The organism is Nocardioides marinus (assembly GCF_013408145.1).
GTDB classification, from domain to species: domain Bacteria; phylum Actinomycetota; class Actinomycetes; order Propionibacteriales; family Nocardioidaceae; genus Nocardioides; species Nocardioides marinus.
In genome coordinates this window covers 1,051,071-1,070,790 of sequence record NZ_JACBZI010000001.1, presented here as the reverse complement: position 1 = coordinate 1,070,790, position 19,720 = coordinate 1,051,071, and the positions used below count along the sequence as shown (strand labels likewise).

Below are 19,720 nucleotides of genomic sequence, written 5' to 3'. Positions count from 1 at the left end.
AACAAGCGCTTCCTCAGTGCGAGGGGAGCTCCCCGGTGAGCCGTGCGTGCCGCTCGGCGCTGGCCTCGTTGAGGCCCGTGATCTCGACCTCGGTCCCCCGCCGCTCGTACTTGGTGACGATCGCGTCCAGGGCCGCCACCGTGGAGGCGTCCCAGATGTGGGAGGCCGAGAGGTCCACGACGACCCGGTCGGGGTCCTCGGCGTACTCGAACTGGGTGTAGAGGTCGTTGCTCGAGGCGAAGAACAGCTCACCGGTGACCCGGTAGACCGCCTTGGCGCCCCGGTCGTCCTCCACCAGCTCGCGGTGGGTCTCGGTGAGGTGTGCGACCCGGCGGGCGAAGAGCGTCATCGCCACCAGGACGCCGACGCCGACGCCGATCGCGAGGTTGTGGGTGAGCACGGTGACCAGCACCGTCGCGACCATCACCGTGGTCTCGGACTTGGGCATCCGGCGCAGGGTGCTGGGCTGGATGGAGTGCCAGTCGAAGGTGGCGACCGAGACCATGATCATGACCGCGACCAGGGCGGCCATCGGGATCAGCGCCACGACGTCGCCGGCCCCGACGACCAGGACGAGCAGGAAGACGCCGGCCAGGAAGGTCGAGATCCGGGTCCGGGCCCCGGACACCTTCACGTTGATCATCGTCTGGCCGATCATCGCGCAGCCGCCCATGCCACCGAAGAAGCCGGTGATCACGTTGGCCGCACCCTGGCCCATCGCCTCGCGGGTCTTGTCCGAGTGGGTGTCGGTGATGTCGTCGACGAGCTTGGCGGTCAGCAGGGACTCCAAGATGCCGACCAGCGCCATCGCCAGCGCGTAGGGCGCGATGATCTCGAGGGTCTCCATCGAGAACGGCACGTCGGGCACGAACCACGCGGGCAGGCTGTCGGGCAGGTCGCCCTGGTCGCCCACCTCGGGGACGGCGACGGCCGCGACGAGGGTGAAGGCGGTGAGCGCGACGATGGCGACCAGCGGCGCCGGGACCACCGCGTTGACCCGCGGGAAGCCGACGATGATCGCGATGCCGACGGCCACCAGCGGGTAGACCGCCCACGGGACGTCGACGAGGTGCTCGATCTGGGCACCGAAGATGAGGATCGCCAGGGCGTTGACGAAGCCCACCATCACCGAGCGCGGGACGAAGCGCATCAGCCGGGCGACCCCCACCAGGGCCAGGCCGAGCTGCATCAGCCCGCCGAGCAGCACGGTGGCGATGAGGTAGTCGTAGCCGTAGTCGCGCATCACCGGCGCGATCACCAGCGCGATGGCGCCGGTCGCGGCCGAGATCATCGCGGGCCGGCCGCCCAGGAACGAGATCGCGACCGCCATCGTGAACGACGCGAAGAGCCCGACCTGGGGGTCGACCCCGGCGATGATCGAGAACGAGATCGCCTCGGGGATCAGCGCCAGCGCGACGACGAGGCCGGCCAGGACCTCGGTGCGCAGCAGCCGTGGCGAGCGCAGGGCCGCGCGCACGGTGATCTCCGTGGGGTGATGGGGGTGCTCGGTGGGGGTGACGCTCACCACGTTCTCCGTCCAGACGTGCCGAAGGCCCGGATCAGGACGTCCGGGCCTCTGCCCCCAGGGTACGGAACCGCACGCCCCACCGACGAACCGCGGATCCCGCAGCGCCCGGGCGCGACCCCCGCCCGAAGGCCTGCTTGACAGATGTGCCTGGTTTGTCAACCATGGCGGGACCGCCGACGATCTGGAGACCCATGTCCACCGCGTCCTCCCCCACCGCGACCTCCTCCGCGACCTCCGCCGAGCAGACCCGGCCGGTCTCCGGGCTGCCCGACCCCGGCGAGCGGGTCCCGCCGGTCGCCTGGCCCACCCTCGCGCTGTACGCCGGCACGCTGGCGCTGTTCGCCCTGGAGATGGTCGGGGTGCTGGCCGCGGGGTGGTCGCCGTGGGTGACGGTGCCGATGGGCACGGCGGTCACGTTCTTGATGTTCAGCGTCCTGCACGAGGCGACGCACCACGCGGTGAGCACCAGCGACCGGCTGAACAACCTGATGGGCCACCTCTCGGTGCCGTTCGTGGCGCCGTACGGCACCTTCGGGATGATCGGCTTCATCCACATCGAGCACCACCGCAACACCAACGAGCAGAAGTCGGTGGACCCCGACGCGTGGACCAGCGAGGGCCCGTGGTGGCAGCTGCCGTTCCGGTGGATGACGATCGACCTCTGGTACTTCGTGTTCTACCTGCGCCGCATCCCCCAGCGCCCGCGCGGCGAGGTGGTGGCCACGTCGTTGATGTTCGTGGCCGTGGTCGGCGGGTTCGGCTGGCTGGTCGCGGCCGGTCACGGCGCGACGCTGGCCGTGGCGTTCCTGGTCCCGCAGCGGCTCGGCCTCGGGGTCCTGGCGTGGTGGTTCGACTACCTGCCCCACCACGGCCTGCCGTTCACCGGCCGCCAGGACAAGTACCGTGCGACCCGGATCCGCGTCGGCGGCGAGGGGTGGATGACGCCGCTGTTCGTCTACCAGAACTACCACCTGGTCCATCACCTGCACCCGAGCGTGCCGTTCTACCGCTACGTGCGTGCCTGGCGACGCAACGAGCAGGCCTACCTGGACCACAACGCCGCCATCTCCACGGTCTTCGGCCGGTCGCTGACCCCGTCGGAGTACCGCACGTGGCGCCGTCTCACCGACACCTACGACGCCCCGGCCGCGACGACCGGCGGCACCGAGCGGGCGGTCCCGCGGTTCCACCCGCTGCGCGTGGCCACCGTCGAGCCGCTCACCTCCGAGAGCACCGCCGTGACGTTCACCGTCCCGGCCGACCTCGCGGCGGCGTACGAGCACCGCGCCGGCCAGCACGTCACGCTGCGCGCCGTCGTCGACGGCCAGGACGTGCGCCGCTCCTACTCGCTGCTGCCGGCCCAGGCGGGCACGCTGCGCGTCGCGGTGAAGCGGATCGAGGGTGGGGTGTTCTCCGGCTACGTGCACCAGCGGCTGCGCACCGACGACATCCTCGACGTGATGACGCCCGCCGGACGCTTCGGTCACGACACCGACGCCGATGCCCAGCGCAGCTACGTCGGCGTCGCTGCCGGCTCCGGCATCACGCCGGTCCTGGCGATCCTCGCCGACACCCTGGAGGCCGAGCCGCGCTCGACGGCCACATTGGTCTACGGCAACCGCACCACCGCCTCGACGATGCTGCGCGACGAGGTCGACGCCCTCGCCGAGCGGTACGCCGACCGGCTCACCGTCCACCACGTGCTCTCCCGCGAGCTCGGTGCCACACGCACCGCGCGCGCCGGCCGCATCAGCGCCGCCCTGCTCGACGAGCTGGTCCCCGGTGACGTCGACCGCTGGTTCCTGTGCGGTCCCGAGCAGCTGGTCGAGGACCTCTCGGCCGCGCTGCCCGCTCGTGGCGGGCAGGTGCTGACCGAGGTGTTCCACACCGAGCAGGGCCACGCCGACCTGGAGCTGGACGTGGAGAGCCAGGTGACCGTCACCCTCGCCGGCCAGGACACCACCTTCGCCCTGCGCTCCGGCAGCGACACCGTCCTCGATGCCGCACTGCGCGAGGGCGTGGACGCGCCGTACTCCTGCGCCGGCGGCGCCTGCGGCACCTGCCGCGCCAAGGTGCTGCTCGGCCGCGCCGTCATGGACCAGGACCACGCGCTCGACGACGCCGAGCGCGCCGCCGGCTACGTGCTCACCTGCCAGGCGCACCCGATCAGCGAGGAGCTGCGGGTCACGTACGACGAGTGACCGCGACGTCGCAACCGTGCCGCAGCGCGGCCCGACTGCTCGACGCGCACCCCGCGCCAGAAGGCAGCTCGGTCGGCGACCGACTCGGCGCCCGCCATCGGCTCGGGGTAGAACCACACCGCGTCCGGGTTGACCTCGCCGTCGACCTCGAGGCTGTAGAACGCGCTGGAGCCGGCAGTTCGTTCCCCGCGAGTGGGAGATGATCCAGGCGTGCGCGCAGTGGTGGTCGACGGAGTCCGAGCCCGACCCGAGGTGCGGGAGGTGCCCGACCCGGCCCCGCCGGCCGGCGGCGTGGTGGTGCGGGTCGGGGCGACGGGCCTGTGCCGCAGCGACTGGCATGCCTGGGCCGGGCACGACGACCTCGCCTATCCCCACGTCCCGGGGCACGAGCTGGCCGGCGAGGTCGTGGCGGTCGGAGCCGGTGTGCGGTCCTGGGGTGTCGGCGACCGGGTCACCGTCCCCTTCGTCTGCGGATGCGGCCGGTGCGTCTGGTGCCGCGCCGGCGACGCCCAGGTGTGCCCCGACCAGCAGCAGCCCGGGTTCACGCACTGGGATTCCTACGCCGGCGCGGGCCCGTGCCGCGTCGGGCCGGCCGGCCCCGAGCTGGTGGCCCTGCACGCGGCCGACACCAACCTGGTCGCCGTCCCGGAGGGCGTCGACGATGACACCGCAGCCTCGCTGGGCTGCCGGTTCGCCACTGCCTTCCGGGGTCTCACGAGCCGCGCGGATGTCCGCGAGGGTGAGTGGGTCAGCGTCGTCGGGGCGGGCGGGGTGGGCCTGAGCAGCGTCATGATCGCGCGCGCCCTGGGCGCGCGCGTGGTCGCCGTCGACCGGCACCCGGGCGCTCTCGAGCTCGCCCGCAGCCTCGGTGCCGAGCACACCGTCCTCGCCGAGCCCGGCGCCGACATCCCCGCCGCACTCGCCGACCTCACCGGGGGCGGCGCACACGTCTCGGTCGATGCGGTGGGTAGCGAGCAGACCCTCACCGACGCGGTCCTCGGCCTGCGTCGTCGGGGCCGACACGTCCAGGTCGGCCTGCTCCCCCACGACCTGACAGTCGTGCCGCTGGCCCGCGCGGTCGCCTGGGAGCTGGACCTGCTGGGCAGCCACGGCATGGCCGCGAGCGACTACCCGCCGATGCTGGCGATGGTCTCGGACGTGCGGCTGCGCCCCGACCTGCTCGTCGATCGCACCGTGGACCTCGACGAGGCGGCGGCGCTGCTGCCCCACCTCGACTCCGCGGTCACCGCTGGGATGGTCGTCGCGGTCCCCTGAGCCGGCGCCAAGGTGCTGCTCGGCCGCGCCGTCAGGGACCAGCAACGATTCCGGGACGACCGGGGACCCTCAGCAGCCCCGCTCGGGATCGATCTGGGCGAGCACCTGCTCGCAGGCCCGCCGCAGCGCGGCGAGGCCGTCGGGGTCGACGACGTCGACCACGAGCTCGCGCACCCGGCGTACGTGCCCGGGGGCCGCGGCCACCACGGCGTCGTAGCCGGCGTCGGTGAGGATCGCGCGGGTCCGACGCCCGGCACCGGGCAGGCGTTCGCGCTCGATCCAGCCGGCGCGCTCGAGCCGACTGACGGCGTGCGAGAGGCGCGAGAGCGAGGCGTTGGTGGCAGCGGCGATCTCGCTCATCTGGTCGCTGCGCCCCTCCTTCTCCGAGAGGACCGCCATGATCATGTACTCGAAGAAGCTCAGCTGGGCATCGCGCTGGAGCTGGGCGTCGAGCACTCCCGGGAGCTTGATGACCACGGCCGCGAGCGCCGTCCAGGCTCCCCGCTCCTCCGCACTGAGCCAGGGCACGTCGTCTGTCATGCGACGACCCTACGCCGCGCCAACTTGACTGTTCAAGTACGCGGCCCTACCTTCGTTGTTGAGCACTCAACAACTAAACGAGGAGCAACACCATGAACATCTTCCTGTGGATCCTGGCCGGCGTCCTGGCCGCCGTCTTCCTCATGGCCGGCGCCATGAAGGCCACCCAGCCGAAGGCCAAGCTGGCCGAGAACATGCCTTGGGTCGAGGACTTCAGCGACTCCCAGGTCCGCGCCATCGGCGTCGTGGAGATCCTCGGCGCCCTCGGCCTGATCCTGCCTGCGGCCACCGGCGTCGCCGTGGTCCTCACCCCGCTGGCCGCCGCCGGCCTGGCGCTCACCATGGCGGGCGCCGCGGTCGTGCACGCCCGCCGCAAGGAGTTCCCCAACATCGCCGTCAACGTGGTGCTGGGCGGGCTGGCCCTGCTGGTCGCGATCCTGCGCTTCGGCCCGCACGCCTTCTGATCCACCGCCCGGCCCAGCAGCGCTACTCCAGCAGCGTGACTGTCCCCCGGTCGCCGTCGACGCGGACGCGGTCACCGGTGCGCAGCACCCGGGTGGCTCCCTGGGTGTTGACGACACAGGGCAGGCCGTACTCCCGGGCCACGACGGCGCCGTGGGACACCGAGCTGCCGATGTCGGTGACCAGCGCGGCGATCAGGGTGAAGTACGGCGTCCAGCCGACGTCGGTCACGGGAGCGACCAGGACCTCCCCCGGCTGCAGGGCCTGGGCCTCCGAGACGGTCGAGGCCACCCGCACCACGCCCTCGACGACCCCGCTGCTGGCCGGGCGCCCCACGATGACCCCGTCCTCCCCGGAGGGCGGCGGCTGCGGGACGTGCGGCACCGGGCGCCCGACGCTGACGTCGGGGAACTCCAGCAGCTGCTGGAACGGCAGAGCCGCGCGCCGCGACTGGGCGGCGGACACCATGTCCGCGAGGTCGCGCTCGTCCCCGGCGCCCGAGGCGTCCACGAGCGCGGGCAGCTCGATCCGGTCGAAGAAGAAGACCAGGTCGGCGTCGGGGAGCACCCCGCGCTCGGCGAGCTGCTGGCCCAGCATCCGGTAGCCGCGCGAGAGGTGGTGGGCCACCAGGACCATGCGTGACTTGGTGGCCTCCCGCCCGGCCGCTCCCCAGCGGGCCCAGCGGGCGATCCGGCGTACGGAACCGGGCAGGTCGCCGTCGTCGACGGCCCGGGTGGGGCGCTCACCACGGTTGCCGAGCTGTCGCGCGTGCAGCATGGCCTGCATGATCGTGCCGAGCCCGTCGGGGTCGTCGCCCCACGAGGGGTCGCGCAGGCACAGCTCGCGGTAGCCACGGTGGCCGTGCCGGGCCAGGAAGTCCCGCAACGCCCGGGAGGTCGGCCCGTCGCCGTCGCGCACGTCGGCCACGGCGTCGGCCGGCGCCTTCGCCAGGAACCGCTCGGCGGCCTCGGCGTCGCCGGCCAGCGCCCCGACCACGTCGTCGAGCTGACCGAGCATGACCGCGCTCTCGACGTCGGTGCCGCCGGCGAGCAGGGCCGAGGCGCGCGCCCGCCCCTCCTCCTCGGTGCCGCCGGCCTTCACGGCCTGCTTGACCAGTGTCTGCTCCAGCACGTTCGCCGGGACGGCGGCGCGGGAGCTGGACCGCACGTGGGTGAGCGTCGCCTCGAAGTACAGCTCGAGCGCGGTGTCGAGCTCGGCGAGCAGGGCCCGGGGCTCCGACGCCGAGGGCGTCTCGAAGGTGGCCAGCTTGTCGTCGAGCCGGCGGATAGCCCGGCTGGCGGTGAGCGCGAAGGTCGTCAGCCGGACCGTGTTCGCCAGGCGCACCGGGAACGACTTCGGCGGCAGCGGGACCAGCTCGTCGACCACCCGGCCGCAGATGGACAGGGAGTACTGGTCGGCGGAGTTGCCCAGGATGCCCGAGCTCAGCCCCGTCCCCTCGGTCATGTTGAGGAACAGGTGGCCGGAGAAGTAGCCCAGCTGCAGCCAGCGGTCCTCGACGTAGGCGTCCTGGAACCCCGCCACGACCTGCACGGTCTGCATGGCGTACTCGATGGCCTGGCCGCTCACCGACGCCGTCAGGGGGCAGAAGGCGCCCGGCATCATCTCGCCGATGTTGCAGCGGGTGTAGACGTGGTCCTCACCGGCCAGCCGTGAGTCCATCGCGGACAGGTCGCCGGGCAGGGTCGTGATCGGGCGCGCCTGGAGCCAGCGCAGGCGCCCGGAGCGGTCGATGGCCCACTCCAGGTCCAGGGGCCGGCCCCAGCGCGCCTCGGCTGCGCGAGCGCCCGCCACGACCTCGGTCACCTCGTGCGGCTCCAGCGCCGGCAGGTCGCCCACCGCGCTGGCCACGACCGTGCCGCCGCTGTCGACCTCGTAGTGGTCCGACGTGGTCGAGCCGTCGACCAGCTGCTCCCCCAGCCCGCTCACCGCGTCGACGACGGCCAGGTCGCGGCGGGCACTGACGGGGTCGGCACTGAACACCACGCCCGCGGCACGCGCGTCGACCATCTCCTGCACGACCAGGTGCATGGTGCCCGTGATGCCGCTGTCGTGCTGGTAGGCGCTGGCCCGCTCCGAGCCGGTCGAGGCCACGCAGCGGCGTACGGCGTCGAGGAGCCCGACGTAGTCCCGGACGCCCAGGACCGTGTCGTACTGCCCGGCGAAGGAGCTCTCCACCCCGTCCTCGCCGGCCGCCGAGGAGCGCACCGCCACCGGCTGACCCTCCGGCGCCAGCTCCCGGTAGCGCTGCTCCAGACCGGGCGGCAGCGCGTCGGGGTCGGCGTCGGCCAGGACGAACGCCGCCGGCACGTCGAAGCCGGCGGCTCGGAGCTCGGCCAGGCCCAGGGCCTTGCCGCCGTAGCGGCCGTCGGTCACGTCATCGAGCTCGACGATGGCGGTGGTGAGGTGCGTCACACGACATTACGATACAGTTGGAACGGAAATGCGCAAGGAACCTGGACGACCCCGTGACGACCGCATCGACGCGGCGGTGCTCGACGCCGCCACCACGCTCCTGCTCGAGGTCGGGTACGCCGACCTGCGGGTCTCTGCCGTGGCCGATCGGGCCGGGACGACCCGGCCGGCGGTCTACCGGCGCTGGCCGACCAAGGCGCACCTGGTCCACGAGGCGGCGTTCCGCGACCACCCCCCTGCAGCCCCCGCCACCGCTCCCCCGCCGGCGGGGTCGCTCGACGACGACGTCCACCACCTGGTCCACGCCGTGGCCCTGCAGCTCTCCACCCCCCTGGCCCGCGCAGCGGTCCCGGGCCTGCTCGCCGACGCCGCCGGCGACCCGACCCTGCACGCCCAGCTGCTCGAGCGCTTCGCCCTCGCCGGGTGGGGCGGGGTCGACGCCCGGCTGGCAGCCGCCGTCGAGCGCGGAGAGGCCAGGCCCGACGTCGACGCCGGCACCCTGCTCGAGACGGCCATCGGCGCCGCCCTGCTCGCCACGTTCCTGCGCGGCGCCGACGCGCTGGACGACGACTGGGTGGCCCGCACCGCCGCGCTGCTGCTCCGCGGCCTGCACGCCTGAGCAGGCGGGTCCTGCTCTCGGTCAGCTCACCGACCCGGGCCGGGGGCCCGCCCCGTCGCGAGGCGATGGTGACCGGACTCGAGCTGCGGTGCGGCCTGCAGCAGCCGGCCGTTCTCCCACAGCCGGTGCACCACGACCGCGGCCGTGACCGCGCCGAGGACTCCGAGCCCGAGGTCGCCGAGCGTGTCGGCGTAGGCGAACCGGCGCTCCGACGACCCGTTGACGAAGGCGAAGTACTCCCCGATCTCCCACGCGATCGCGCCCGTCGCACCTACTGCGAGAGCACGCTCCAGCACGGCCACCAACGGCACGGTGCGGTGCATCGTCAACAGGACCACCGCTGCCGCGAGCAGACCGGTGTTCATGAAGTGCATCCAGTCGTCGAACCAGCCGATCGCGTCGTACAGGTCGAGCTGGTTGCCCAGGATGTCGGTGAAGCACGTGATGGTGACCAGGAAGTCGGCCAACCACGGGAACGACGCTCGCTCCTTCCACCACAGCATCCAGCAGACCGGCACCGTGAAGGCCAGCAGCGGGTACACCACCGCACGCGCCTCGGCACCCTTGTCCCGCAGGTGACTGGCATCGGGGAACAGCAGCGCCACCAGCAGCAGGACCAGCAGGCCCGCCTTCGCCGTCAGGTCAGCCGACCGCAGCACCGGCGGGATCGGGTGACGGATGATCGCCAGCTCGGTCATGCACGCTCCTGTCGTGGGGCCGACCGACTCGGAGCCTGCCAAAAACATCAGGCCCGGGATTCTCGAGGAATCCCGGGCCTGATCTCGTAGCGGGGGCAGGATTTGAACCTGCGACCTCTGGACCTCCAGCGCGTGTGCGTTCCGCCGCTGGCGCTTTTGACCCCACTTGCCGATGTGTGCTCTGACCTGCACAGATGCGCACAACCCGCCGTGTCGGCTCCAGATCATCTTGACGTTTTCTGCTCGGATCAGGCGGCTTGTGCTGGCGTTTTCGGGACATAAGCGCGGCGTGACTCGAATCGCAGTCGGCTCGGAGGATGAGCCACGATTCGTGCCTGTTCGTGCCCAACTAGGATCGGCGGCATGCGGGACCTCCGAGCACCGGCCGGGACACGCGGCGCGCGCTACGCGCTGGCCGCCGTGGCCGTCGCGCTGTTCGGTCTTCTGTCGATGCATGGTTGGGGATCTCACACCGGCGCCCACACCATGGGGGCAACATCCCCGAGTGCGAATGTCCTGATCGCCGCAAGCGGCCCCCTCAGTCATGACCACTCCGGGCCAGCGGCCAGTGAGCCGGATACCTCCGAACCGATCGTCGCGGGTCATCCAGTGAGAATGAGCTCTGAGGAGCCCATCGGCGAGAACGGTGCGGGGCTTCTTGGCCTCTGCCTAGCCGTGCTGGCCGGCCTGGTGCTCGGGATCGCACTCCTGCTGGTGCGTCGGGGTGTCCGCATCCCCCGGACCCTGCTGCCGGCATGGCAGCCCCGACTGTTCATCGGGCGTGACCGGGACCCGCCCAGCCTCGGCATGCTCTGTGTGATCCGCTGCTGACAGGCATTCGTCACGAGGCGCCCACGTTTGGGCGGCTCGTGGTCTCGCCTGCCCAGACCCGATCACACAGATGGAGAAACACTCATGCGCAAGTCGCTGATCACCGCCGTTGTGGCGGCCTCGCTGTTCACCCTTGCCGCCTGCAGCAACGACGACGACACTGACACCGCGGCCAGCCATAACGAGGCCGACGTCACCTTCGCCCAGGAGATGATCCCCCACCACCAGCAGGCCATCGAGATGGCCGACCTCGCCGAGTCACGAGCTGAAAGCCAGGAGGTCAAGGACCTCGCCACCGACATCGAGGCAGCCCAAGGCCCCGAGATCGAGACACTGACCGGCTGGTTGGAGTCATGGGGCGAGGACGTCCCGGATGAGGGCATGTCGGGCATGGATCACGGCGACATGTCCTCCGACGACATGGGCGGAATGATGACCGAGGACGAGATGGCCGACCTCGAGTCGGCGTCCGGCGCGGAGTTCGACCAGATGTTTCTCACCATGATGATCGAGCACCACGAGGGCGCGATCGAGATGGCGAAGACCGAGCAGTCCGAGGGCGAGTTCCCCGAGGCTGTCGACATGGCCAAGGAGATCGAGACGACACAGGCGGAGGAGATCCAGACGATGCAGGACCTGCTGAAGTCCTGATCTCGTCCCTGGTGCCGGGCAGGACGGAGCTACTCCGCCAGCCCGGCGCCATCCTCACCTCGGAGCCACTGTTATGTACCGACCCCATGTCGCCCTCACAGGCATCCTCCTCGGTGCCGTCCTCGTCTCGGGCGGTTGCGCCAAGGACACCCCAGCGACAGCGCCGCCCGCCGATGAGGACACGAGCGTCGGCCACATCCACGGTCTCGGCGTCGATCCGGCCGACGACAGCCTCTACGTCGCTACCCACTTCGGCCTCTTCCACGTCGACGAGAGCGGCCGGCCGAGCCGCGTCGCAGACCGGTATCAGGACACGATGGCGTTCACCGTTGTCGGCCCTGGCCACTTCCTGGGAAGCGGGCACCCGGACCTCCGCGAGGACCTGCCCGCCCACCTGGGCCTGATCGAATCCACCGACGCCGGAGAGACCTGGACCCCCCTCGCCCTCCAGGGTGAGGCGGACTTCCACATCCTCGAGCCCGCCGGCGACGCCCTCTACGCATACGACGCCACGTCCGGAAGCCTGCTGCGCACCGAGGACCGGAAGAGCTTCGACGAGACATACCGAGGTCCGCTGATCAGCGTTGCGGCGGTCGATGACAACGACTCGCTGATCGCTACCGACGCCAACGGCCAGCTCGTCAGCATCAACACCAGGTCCGGCGAGACCCGTGAGCTCGGCGGCCCGAACATGATGTACCTCGACACCACTCCCGACGGGAGCCTGGCGGGTGTCGACCCCGACGGCGTCGTTCGGGTCAGCACCGACACCGGTCGAACCTGGCGCGAGGTCGGATCGATCGATGGCCAGCCGGCCGCGTTCACCATCAGTGCCCAGCGCTGGTTCGCCGCGACCGAGACCACCGTCTACCAGTCCACCGATGGCGGCGACACCTGGTCCCGCGTGCTGTGACGGTGCCGGGACGATGAGTAGGCGCAAAGCCACGCATCGACGAGCGGGTTCCCATCGCGCGCCACGTCGGCGTGCCACGGCAGGGCTCACCGGCCTGGCGGCGCTGGCGACGACTGCCGCCGTGGCTGGACCCGTCGCGTTTCTCATCCCCCGCCCGACGGACACCGAAGACGCGGGCGGCCGCACTGCAATTGCCGCATCTCCTTCCGCTGAACAGGCTGTCAGGCGCGAGCGGACCGACGGCGAGGTGGAGGTCCGTCGAGATCGTGACCCAGATCCGAGTGGGCCCCCCTCCCCCGCCACTCGCATTCCGGAGCGCGGCGCAGGCACCTTTGAAGTCGCCGCCGCCGCGCCGCGCGGCTCGCAGAACGGGGTGACGTACCGGGTCGAGGTCGAGCAGGGCCTGCCCTTCAACACGGCGGATGTGGCGCGGCTGGTCGAAGAGACCCTGTCTGATCAGCGGGGCTGGGCGACGCGACACACGCTCGTCCGCGTCGATGGCCATGCCGACCTCCGGATCGTCCTGGCCACCCCAGAGACGGCCGATGAACTCTGCGCACCGCTCGACACGGGCGGTCGGCTGTCGTGCCGCAACGGCGACGACGTCGTCCTTAATGCCTGGCGCTGGCAGTTCGGCGCATACGGATACGCCGGTGACCTGCGGGCATACCGGCGCTACGTCGTCAACCACGAGACTGGCCACGCCCTGGGCTATCCCCACGTCGGGTGTCCCGGTCCGGGAAGGCTCGCGCCAGTGATGTTGCAGCAGACCAAGGGCTTGGCCGGTTGTCGGCCGAACCCGTGGCCGTCGCGAGTAGATCTCGTCCACTGACGGCACCATGGTTCGGACGGCCGACAGCAGCTTGCGTATGACCTCAGCGCCATAGGGGTACAGGTGGAGTGATGGACCGCCGCCAGCGACCGCCCTTCAGCCGAGCTCGAACGCTCGCCGGGTGTGTCCTGGCCGCTCTCTTCGTGCTCGCCGGTGCCTCAGGCGACAACCTGTTCGCCCGACACGTGGGCATGACCATGGTCGCGCCGGCGGGAGCCTCCGCCGCGACAGGAGAAGCCATGCAGGCGGCTTCCGTCGGGTCTGGCAGGGACGGCGAGGGTCTGCGCGGCGCCGGCTCTGACCACGGGCCTGGTAGCGAGAACGGAAGTGCACAGCTCCTGCACCTGCTGGGCGCCTGTCTCTCCATCCTTGCCGTCGGCATTCTGCTGTTACGCCGGGGCGGAATGTGGCGTGAACCGACCCGCCTGCTCAGGGCATTGCCCTCGCGGCGGCTCCTCGTCGCCCACTGGAGGGCAACCGCCCGCGGAAGTCCCCCGCCCCTCTCGCCGCCACGCGCGTCTCCGGTGATCCGGACCTGAGGGCTCTGTGCAGCCTGTGACACCACCACGGTGCCCGCTGCTGCGCACTCGATAGCCCACAGGACCACATCACGACGATACGGAGAAGCTCATGACCAGCACGATCAGCGACATGATGAAGACCTACCCGGCGGAGATCAACACCGACCGCGAGCTCTTGGCGCAATGCATAGAAGCATGCGTGGAGTGCGCTCAGGCGTGCACGGCGTGCGCCGACGCGTGCCTGAGCGAGGAAATGGTCGCCGAACTGACCAAGTGCATCCGCACGAACTCAGACTGCGCCGACATCTGCGAGGCCACTGGCCGGGTGCTGTCACGCCACACGGGCTACGACGCCAACATCACCCGCGCAGTGCTGCAGGCGTGCGCTCAAGCCTGCAGGTCCTGCGCGGAGGAGTGCGAGAAGCACGCCGAGATGCATGAGCACTGCCGCATCTGTGCCGAGGCGTGCCGCCGGTGCGAGGACGCCTGCAACCGCCTCCTGAGCGCCATCGGTTAACGCGGCCGCTTGGGATGACCGGATCCGAGAGGTTCGGTCATCCCATGCCGCCTGCACGCACCGACTTCGACCTTGAAGGACAACGAGATGAACCAGCGTCAGCAGAACGAACAGCAGCATGCCACCCACCCCGAGCCGGACGAACATTCCGAGCACAACAGCGACAACGGAGCTCACGACGGCAACTCCAGCGGACACCACGAGGCGAAGATGTATCTGCGTTTCGGACTGATGATCGCGACGTCGACTGTCGTCATGTTCGGGCTCACCTACACCAACGCGTTCAGCGCCGATCATGTCCGCTTCAGCGAGGAGCGCGTGTACATGGCACTCCTCATGGGCGCGGCGATGGCCCTCATCATGCTGGCGTTCATGTGGGGGATGATGTACCGGAACCGTGTGGTGAACGTCGGCATCGTCCTGGGCGCGATCGTGCTTGGCGGTACAGCTTTGTACCTGTCGCGCTCGCAGGTCCTCGTCGATGACGAGAGCTACATGAAGGCGATGATCCCCCACCACTCGATCGCCATCTTGACCAGCGAGAGAGCCGGAATCGAGGACGTCCGGGTCCGCGAGCTAGCGGACGGCATCGCGGCGCGCCAGCGCAAGGAGATCAAGGAGATGGACTGGCTGGTTCAGGACATCGAGGAGAACGGACCGGCTACGACGAAGGAAGAAGCCGACGCACGACCCGTCCCCGATTTCCAAGGCTCGGCCTCGAGCCTCCAGGATGCTCAATGGAGTGCCCGAGAGTTCCTGCGGGCGCTCTTGGCCCTGCCACTGCCAAAGGAGCTGGGTCAGCAGTGACTACATGCGAGGGCTTGCCGGCACACAGTTCGACAAGCCCTCGCAGGGGATGAGTGTCAGCCCACGGGCTGAAGGCGTTCGTCTCTTACCGGCTCAGCATCCGCGGGCTGTGCAGGCAACCGCAGGCGCTTGAGCAGGAGCGCGTTGACCGCGACCAGGAAGCTGGACCCGGACATCGACAAGGCGGCAACCTCCGGTCGGAGCACCAGCCCGAAGGCGGGCTCGAACACGCCCGCCGCGATCGGTAGGGCGATCGCGTTGTAGCCCACCGCCCAGCCGAGGTTCTGGCGCATCTTGCGCAGCGTGCCCCGGCCGATCGTCAGCGCCACTGGGACGTCCAGCGGGTCGGACCGCATGAGCACGACGTCTGCAGCCTCGATCGCGACGTCAGTGCCCGCGCCCACGGCGATGCCGACATCGGCCTGTACCAGCGAGGGAGAGTCATTGACGCCGTCGCCCACCATCGCGACGGTGCGTCCCTGAGCCTGCAGCTGCTGGACCTGGTGCGCCTTGTCCTCGGGCAGCACCTCGGCGATGACGTCGTCGATCCCCAGCTCCTCGGCGATCCGCTCGGCAGTTGCCCGGTTGTCACCGGTCAGCATGGCCACCCTGATGCCCGCCTGGTGGAGCGCGGCGATAGCCGCGGCGGAGGTCTCACGGACCGCGTCGGCAATGCCGATCACGGCGACGGCTCGGCCGTCGACGGCGACGAACACCGCTGTGCGGCCTCCGGAGGCGATCTCGTCGCGCCGCGCGCCGAGTCCGCCGATCGTGACGCCTTCGGACTCCATCAGGCGTCGGTTGCCGATGGCGACCTGGTGGCCGTCGACCTCGGCGAGGGCGCCGATGCCGGTGACGTTGCGGAAGCGGGTGGCGCGCAGCCGCGGGACGTCGGTGGCGTCGACGTATCGCACGACGGCGTCTGCGAGCGGGTGCTCGGACTCGCGTTCGAGTGCGCCGGCGAGGGCCAGCACCCGGTCGTGATCGAAGTCGTCGACCACCACCTCGGTGACCTCGGGCTCTCCCTTGGTGAGGGTGCCGGTCTTGTCGAACACGACGGTGTCGATGCGGGCGGAGGACTCGATCGCGGTGGCGTTCTTGAACAGGATTCCGCGCTTCGCCCCGAGACCGGAGCCGACCATGATCGCTGTCGGCGTGGCCAGACCGAGGGCGTCGGGGCAGGTGATGACGACGACGGTGATGGCGAACAGCAGGGCGGTCTGCACGCTGGCGCCTGCCGCGAGCCAGACCAGGAAGGTGCCGACTCCTCCGACGAGGGCGACGAGGACCAGCCAGAACGCGGCCTTGTCGGCGAGCCGCTGTCCGGGGGCCTTGGAGTTCTGTGCCTGCTGCACCAGGGCGACGATCTGGGCCAGGGCGGTGTCGGAGCCCACCTTGGTGGCGCGCACTCGAAGCGTGCCGCTGGCGTTGACGGTGGCGCCGATGACCTGGTCGCCCGGCGCCTTGTGCACCGGGAGGCTCTCGCCGGTGACCATGGACTCGTCGACCTCCGACTCGCCCTCTTCCACGGTGCCGTCGGTGGCAATCTTCGCCCCGGGCCGCACCAGCAGCAGATCGTCGACCTGGACCTCGGAGGTTGGGACCTCGACGGATTCACCCCCGCGGAGCACGACCGCCATCGGAGGGGCCAGGTCCAACAAGGTACGGACCGCGTCGTTGGCACCGCCTCGGGCCCGCATCTCGAACCAGTGGCCGAGCAGCACGAATGCGGTGAGCATGACCGCGGCCTCGTAGAAGACCTCGCCGCCGCCGGTGATAGTGACCCCGAGGGAATAGAGCCAACCGGCGCCGACGGCCACGGCCACCAGCACCATCATGTCCAGGGTCCGGGCCCGCAGGGCCCGCCAGGCGCCGTCGAAGAAGATCCACGCGGAGTAGAAGATGACAGGCAGCGACAGGATCAGGGTGAAGATGTCGTCGCGCATGCCGAACGGGGCGGCGGCGTCGAAGCCGAGCATGTCGCGCCCCATCGGCGAGTACAGCGAGACGGGTACGGCAAGCAGCACGGCGACCAGGAACCGGTTGCGCATGTCGCGGACCATGTCGGCCATCGACATCTCCCCGTGACCGCCGTGACCCATCGCGTCGTGCGGTGACGAGACGGGCGACTCCGGACCGGTAGCTCCGGCGTGACCGTGATGCCCGGCGTGCGCGTCGTGTGCGCCGTCCGTGCCCCGCCGAGCGTGGTCGACGGGGTGGTCATGACCTGGTTCGAGCATGGGGTCGCACACGTGGCTGGGAACGGACTGTCCCGCGCAGTGGAAGCCGCACTCGCGGACCCAGTCCCGCAGCTCACTGATGCTGGTGCGCTTCGGGTCGTAGGTGACGGTGGCGGTCTGCGCGACCGGGTTGGCGTCCACGGAGATCACGCCCGGCTGACGGGACAGCACGGCCTCGGCGACGTTCTTGCTGGTCGCCCATTGAACGCCGGAGACCTCGAGGACAGCGGTGGCGGCGCCGTCACGGTGCGCGTCCGCGTCGTGGTCGTGGCGGCCGCTGGGGTGCTGGTGCGTGGTCATCGTCCTGCCTCCACCTTGGAAGGGTTGGTCCTGGTCGAGTCGTGATCCAGGTGCGGTGTCTCGGTTGATTGCGTGGAGACCGCTTGGAACCGGCGAAGCCGCAGGCTGTTGGACACCACGAACACCGAGGAGAACGCCATCGCGGCGCCGGCGATCAGCGGGTTGAGCAAGCCGAGCGCGGCCAGGGGCAGTGCCGCGACGTTGTAGGCGAAGGCCCAGAACAGGTTGCCCTTGATCGTGCGCAAGGTGCGCCGGGACAGCCGGATCGCGTCGACGGCGGCGCGGAGATCGCCGCGGACCAGGGTGAGGTCGGAGGCCTCGATGGCGACGTCGGTGCCGGTGCCCATAGCGATCCCCAGATGCGAGGTGGCCAGGGCGGCGGCGTCGTTCACGCCGTCTCCCACCATGGCGACGGTGCGGCCCTCGCGTTGCAGGCGTTCGACGACGGCCACCTTGTCGGCTGGGAGGACCTCGGCGATGACTTCCGCGATGCCGACCTCTGCGGCGACGGCCCGGGCGGCGCGTTCGTTGTCGCCGGTGAGCAGCACCGGCTCCAGCCCCAGCTCCTTCAGCTCGGCCACGGCCTGGGCGCTGGTGGGCTTGATCGCATCCGAGACCACGACCACACCGCGCGCCGATCCGTCCCAGCCGGCGGCGATCACGGTCCGGCCTTGCTGCTCGGCGGTGTCGATCACCTGCGTCAGGTGCGCGTCCAGTGGCTGGCTCCACTCTCCGGCGAGCCAGGAGGGTCGACCCGCCACGACCGCGTGGCCGTCGACCACACCGGCGACCCCGAGGCCTTGCGTCGAGGTGAACCCCTCGACGTCGGGCAGCTGCCTGTCGAGTCGTTGGGTGGCACCGGTGGCGATGGCCTGACCGATCGGATGTTCCGAGGCGTTCTCGAGGGCCCCGACCAGTCGGAGCAGGTCAGCAGGGTCGACGCCGTCGGCGGGGACGACCTCGACCAGCTCCATCCGTCCGGTGGTCACGGTGCCGGTCTTGTCCAGGACGATGGTGTCGACCACCCGGGTGGATTCGAGCACCTCGGGGCCCTTGATGAGTACGCCGAGCTGGGCGCCGCGGCCGGTGCCGACGAGCAGGGCGGTGGGCGTGGCCAGCCCGAGGGCGCAGGGGCAGGCGATGATCAGGACCGCCACTGCGGCGGTGAACGCGGCGGTGACACTGTGGCCGCTCAGCAGCCACCCGGCGAGCGTGGCCAGGGAGAGGGCGATGACGATGGGGACGAAGACTGCCGAGACTCGGTCGGCGAGGCGTTGGACTTCGGCCTTGCCGTTCTGGGCGTCCTCGACCAGGCGGGCCATCTGGGCCAGCTGGGTGTCGGCTCCGACGCGGGTGGCCCGGACGACGAGGCGACCGCCGGCGTTGACGGTGGCACCGACGACGGAGTCGCCGGGCCCGACCTCGACGGGCACTGGCTCTCCGGTGAGCATGGAGGCGTCGACGGCCGACGTGCCGTCCTCGACGACACCGTCGGTGGCGACCTTCTCCCCCGGACGCACGATGAACCGGTCCCCGACCGCCAGCTGGCTCACGGGCACGCGCACCTCTGCGCCGTCACGGAGGACGGCGACGTCCTTGGCGCCCATGTCGAGCAGGGCGCGCAACGCCGCACCGGACTGGCGCTTGGCGCGGGCCTCGAAGTAGCGGCCCGCGATGATGAAGGTGGTGACCGCGGCCGCCACTTCGAGGTAGATGTGGACGTCCGCCTCGCCGTCGGGGAAGAGGTCGAACGGCATCCGCATCCCGGTCATCCCGGCGTGGGTGAACAGCAGTGCCCACAGCGACCACAGCCAGGCGGCGGTGACGCCGACCGAGATCAGGGTGTCCATGGTGGCGGCGCCGTGACGGGCGTTGGTCACCGCGGCTCGGTGGAACGGCCAGGCACCCCAGACCACGACGGGTGAGGCCAGGGTCAGCGAGATCCACTGCCAGTTGTCGAACTGCAGCGCCGGGATCATCGACATGGCCAGCACCGGCACCGTCAGCACGGCCGATACCACCAGGCGCTGCCACCACCCCGCGGCCTCGCGGTCCCGATCGTCCGGCTCGGTGGTGGCCACGCCCTCGTCACCGCTGGGCGCCCGGGTCGGCACAGTCGCGGTGTAGCCGGTGGCCTCCACCACCGTAACGAGGTCGTCGGGGCTGAGGTTTGTCGGGTAGCTGACCTTGGCCTTCTCGGTGGCGTAATTGACCGTGGCGGTGACGCCGTCGAGCTTGTTCAGCTTCTTCTCGATCCGCGCGGCGCAGGAGGCGCACGTCATCCCACCGATGGCGAGCTCGATGTCGTTGACGGTGTCGGACGCGGTGGTCTGCTGGGTCATGACTGTGCCT

The 19,720-nt window shown here is 70.6% G+C and carries 17 protein-coding genes; 10 read left to right on the top strand and 7 right to left on the bottom strand.

The window, feature by feature from the left end:
• Nucleotides 1-13 precede the first annotated feature (13 nt).
• Entirely contained in the window at nt 14-1,525 is a 1,512-nt protein-coding gene (locus tag BKA05_RS05165) for a SulP family inorganic anion transporter (RefSeq protein WP_298753617.1), read from the bottom strand.
• Nucleotides 1,526-1,719: 194 nt separating this feature from the next.
• On the opposite strand from BKA05_RS05165, the gene BKA05_RS05160 reads away from it, so the two are divergent.
• On the top strand, nt 1,720-3,729 hold the full coding sequence (locus tag BKA05_RS05160; protein WP_179530471.1) for a fatty acid desaturase: 2,010 nt from the start codon (nt 1,720-1,722) through the stop codon (nt 3,727-3,729).
• On the opposite strand, the gene BKA05_RS20465 is transcribed toward BKA05_RS05160, so the two are convergent.
• Complete coding sequence (locus tag BKA05_RS20465) at nt 3,666-4,058, bottom strand: DUF427 domain-containing protein (protein ID WP_179532999.1); 393 nt, start codon at nt 4,056-4,058, stop codon at nt 3,666-3,668. The genes BKA05_RS05160 and BKA05_RS20465 overlap by 64 nt on opposite strands.
• Here BKA05_RS20465 and BKA05_RS05150 point away from each other — a divergent pair.
• Nucleotides 3,940-5,004, top strand: a complete 1,065-nt coding sequence (locus BKA05_RS05150) for a zinc-binding dehydrogenase (RefSeq protein WP_179530470.1) — start codon at nt 3,940-3,942, stop codon at nt 5,002-5,004. The two genes, BKA05_RS20465 and BKA05_RS05150, sit on opposite strands and share 119 nt — an antisense overlap.
• Nucleotides 5,005-5,073: 69 nt before the next feature.
• Here BKA05_RS05150 and BKA05_RS05145 read toward each other — a convergent pair whose 3' ends face one another.
• Nucleotides 5,074-5,544: a MarR family winged helix-turn-helix transcriptional regulator gene (locus tag BKA05_RS05145; RefSeq protein ID WP_179530469.1), complete on the bottom strand. Its 471-nt coding sequence runs from the start codon at nt 5,542-5,544 to the stop codon at nt 5,074-5,076.
• A 92-nt stretch (nt 5,545-5,636) separates the two neighbouring features.
• Here BKA05_RS05145 and BKA05_RS05140 point away from each other — a divergent pair, with 92 nt between their 5' ends.
• A complete protein-coding gene (locus tag BKA05_RS05140; protein WP_179530468.1) occupies nt 5,637-6,008 on the top strand; it encodes a DoxX family protein in 372 nt (123 codons plus the stop codon).
• Between the two features lie 22 nt (nt 6,009-6,030).
• Here the strand turns inward: BKA05_RS05140 and BKA05_RS05135 are convergent, their stop codons facing one another.
• Nucleotides 6,031-8,439, bottom strand: coding sequence for a PEP/pyruvate-binding domain-containing protein (locus BKA05_RS05135; protein WP_179530467.1), 2,409 nt, complete (start codon nt 8,437-8,439; stop codon nt 6,031-6,033).
• Nucleotides 8,440-8,467: 28 nt separating this feature from the next.
• Between BKA05_RS05135 and BKA05_RS05130 the strand changes: the two genes are divergently transcribed.
• Nucleotides 8,468-9,058, top strand: coding sequence for a TetR/AcrR family transcriptional regulator (locus tag BKA05_RS05130; protein WP_179530466.1), 591 nt, complete (start codon nt 8,468-8,470; stop codon nt 9,056-9,058).
• 26 nt (nt 9,059-9,084) lie between these two features.
• On the opposite strand, the gene BKA05_RS05125 is transcribed toward BKA05_RS05130, so the two are convergent.
• Nucleotides 9,085-9,756, bottom strand: a complete 672-nt coding sequence (locus tag BKA05_RS05125; protein ID WP_179530465.1) for a DUF2238 domain-containing protein — start codon at nt 9,754-9,756, stop codon at nt 9,085-9,087.
• Between the two features lie 615 nt (nt 9,757-10,371).
• Between BKA05_RS05125 and BKA05_RS20205 the strand changes: the two genes are divergently transcribed.
• The 6 genes from BKA05_RS20205 (at nt 10,372) to BKA05_RS05095 (ending at nt 14,828) form a co-directional block, all read left to right on the top strand.
• Nucleotides 10,372-10,587, top strand: a complete 216-nt coding sequence (locus tag BKA05_RS20205; RefSeq protein ID WP_292608337.1) for a hypothetical protein — start codon at nt 10,372-10,374, stop codon at nt 10,585-10,587.
• 84 nt (nt 10,588-10,671) lie between these two features.
• Entirely contained in the window at nt 10,672-11,238 is a 567-nt protein-coding gene (locus tag BKA05_RS05115) for a DUF305 domain-containing protein (protein WP_179530463.1), read from the top strand.
• A gap of 73 nt (nt 11,239-11,311) precedes the next feature.
• Complete coding sequence (locus tag BKA05_RS05110) at nt 11,312-12,151, top strand: F510_1955 family glycosylhydrolase (protein ID WP_179530462.1); 840 nt, start codon at nt 11,312-11,314, stop codon at nt 12,149-12,151.
• Nucleotides 12,152-12,272: 121 nt separating this feature from the next.
• The gene (locus tag BKA05_RS05105; protein ID WP_179530461.1) at nt 12,273-12,983 is read left to right on the top strand and encodes a DUF3152 domain-containing protein; all 711 of its coding nucleotides are present in this window, start codon (nt 12,273-12,275) and stop codon (nt 12,981-12,983) included.
• A gap of 630 nt (nt 12,984-13,613) precedes the next feature.
• Nucleotides 13,614-14,021, top strand: a complete 408-nt coding sequence (locus BKA05_RS05100; RefSeq protein WP_179530460.1) for a four-helix bundle copper-binding protein — start codon at nt 13,614-13,616, stop codon at nt 14,019-14,021.
• 87 nt (nt 14,022-14,108) lie between these two features.
• Nucleotides 14,109-14,828: a DUF305 domain-containing protein gene (locus tag BKA05_RS05095; RefSeq protein ID WP_218842303.1), complete on the top strand. Its 720-nt coding sequence runs from the start codon at nt 14,109-14,111 to the stop codon at nt 14,826-14,828.
• Between the two features lie 56 nt (nt 14,829-14,884).
• Here the strand turns inward: BKA05_RS05095 and BKA05_RS05090 are convergent, their stop codons facing one another.
• Together BKA05_RS05090 and BKA05_RS05085 are read right to left on the bottom strand one after the other, a co-directional pair.
• The gene (locus BKA05_RS05090) at nt 14,885-17,368 is read right to left on the bottom strand and encodes a heavy metal translocating P-type ATPase (RefSeq protein ID WP_179530459.1); all 2,484 of its coding nucleotides are present in this window, start codon (nt 17,366-17,368) and stop codon (nt 14,885-14,887) included.
• Nucleotides 17,365-19,710, bottom strand: coding sequence for a heavy metal translocating P-type ATPase (locus BKA05_RS05085; protein ID WP_179530458.1), 2,346 nt, complete (start codon nt 19,708-19,710; stop codon nt 17,365-17,367). The genes BKA05_RS05090 and BKA05_RS05085 overlap by 4 nt, the downstream gene beginning before the upstream one ends.
• Between the last annotated feature and the right edge of the window lie 10 nt (nt 19,711-19,720).

Bases quoted from the DNA above. Each gene is read 5' to 3' on its own strand.
- BKA05_RS05110 (WP_179530462.1), top strand. From the start codon at position 11,312: ATGTACCGACCCCATGTCGCCCTCACAGGCATCCTCCTCGGTGCCGTC.
- BKA05_RS05115 (WP_179530463.1), top strand. From the start codon at position 10,672: ATGCGCAAGTCGCTGATCACCGCCGTTGTGGCGGCCTCGCTGTTCACC.
- BKA05_RS05130 (WP_179530466.1), top strand. From the start codon at position 8,468: ATGCGCAAGGAACCTGGACGACCCCGTGACGACCGCATCGACGCGGCG.
- BKA05_RS05125 (WP_179530465.1), bottom strand. From the start codon at position 9,756: ATGACCGAGCTGGCGATCATCCGTCACCCGATCCCGCCGGTGCTGCGG.
- BKA05_RS05100 (WP_179530460.1), top strand. From the start codon at position 13,614: ATGACCAGCACGATCAGCGACATGATGAAGACCTACCCGGCGGAGATC.
- BKA05_RS05090 (WP_179530459.1), bottom strand. From the start codon at position 17,368: ATGACCACGCACCAGCACCCCAGCGGCCGCCACGACCACGACGCGGAC.
- BKA05_RS05145 (WP_179530469.1), bottom strand. From the start codon at position 5,544: ATGACAGACGACGTGCCCTGGCTCAGTGCGGAGGAGCGGGGAGCCTGG.
- BKA05_RS20205 (WP_292608337.1), top strand. From the start codon at position 10,372: ATGAGCTCTGAGGAGCCCATCGGCGAGAACGGTGCGGGGCTTCTTGGC.
- BKA05_RS05140 (WP_179530468.1), top strand. From the start codon at position 5,637: ATGAACATCTTCCTGTGGATCCTGGCCGGCGTCCTGGCCGCCGTCTTC.
- BKA05_RS05085 (WP_179530458.1), bottom strand. From the start codon at position 19,710: ATGACCCAGCAGACCACCGCGTCCGACACCGTCAACGACATCGAGCTC.
- BKA05_RS05160 (WP_179530471.1), top strand. From the start codon at position 1,720: ATGTCCACCGCGTCCTCCCCCACCGCGACCTCCTCCGCGACCTCCGCC.
- BKA05_RS05095 (WP_218842303.1), top strand. From the start codon at position 14,109: ATGAACCAGCGTCAGCAGAACGAACAGCAGCATGCCACCCACCCCGAG.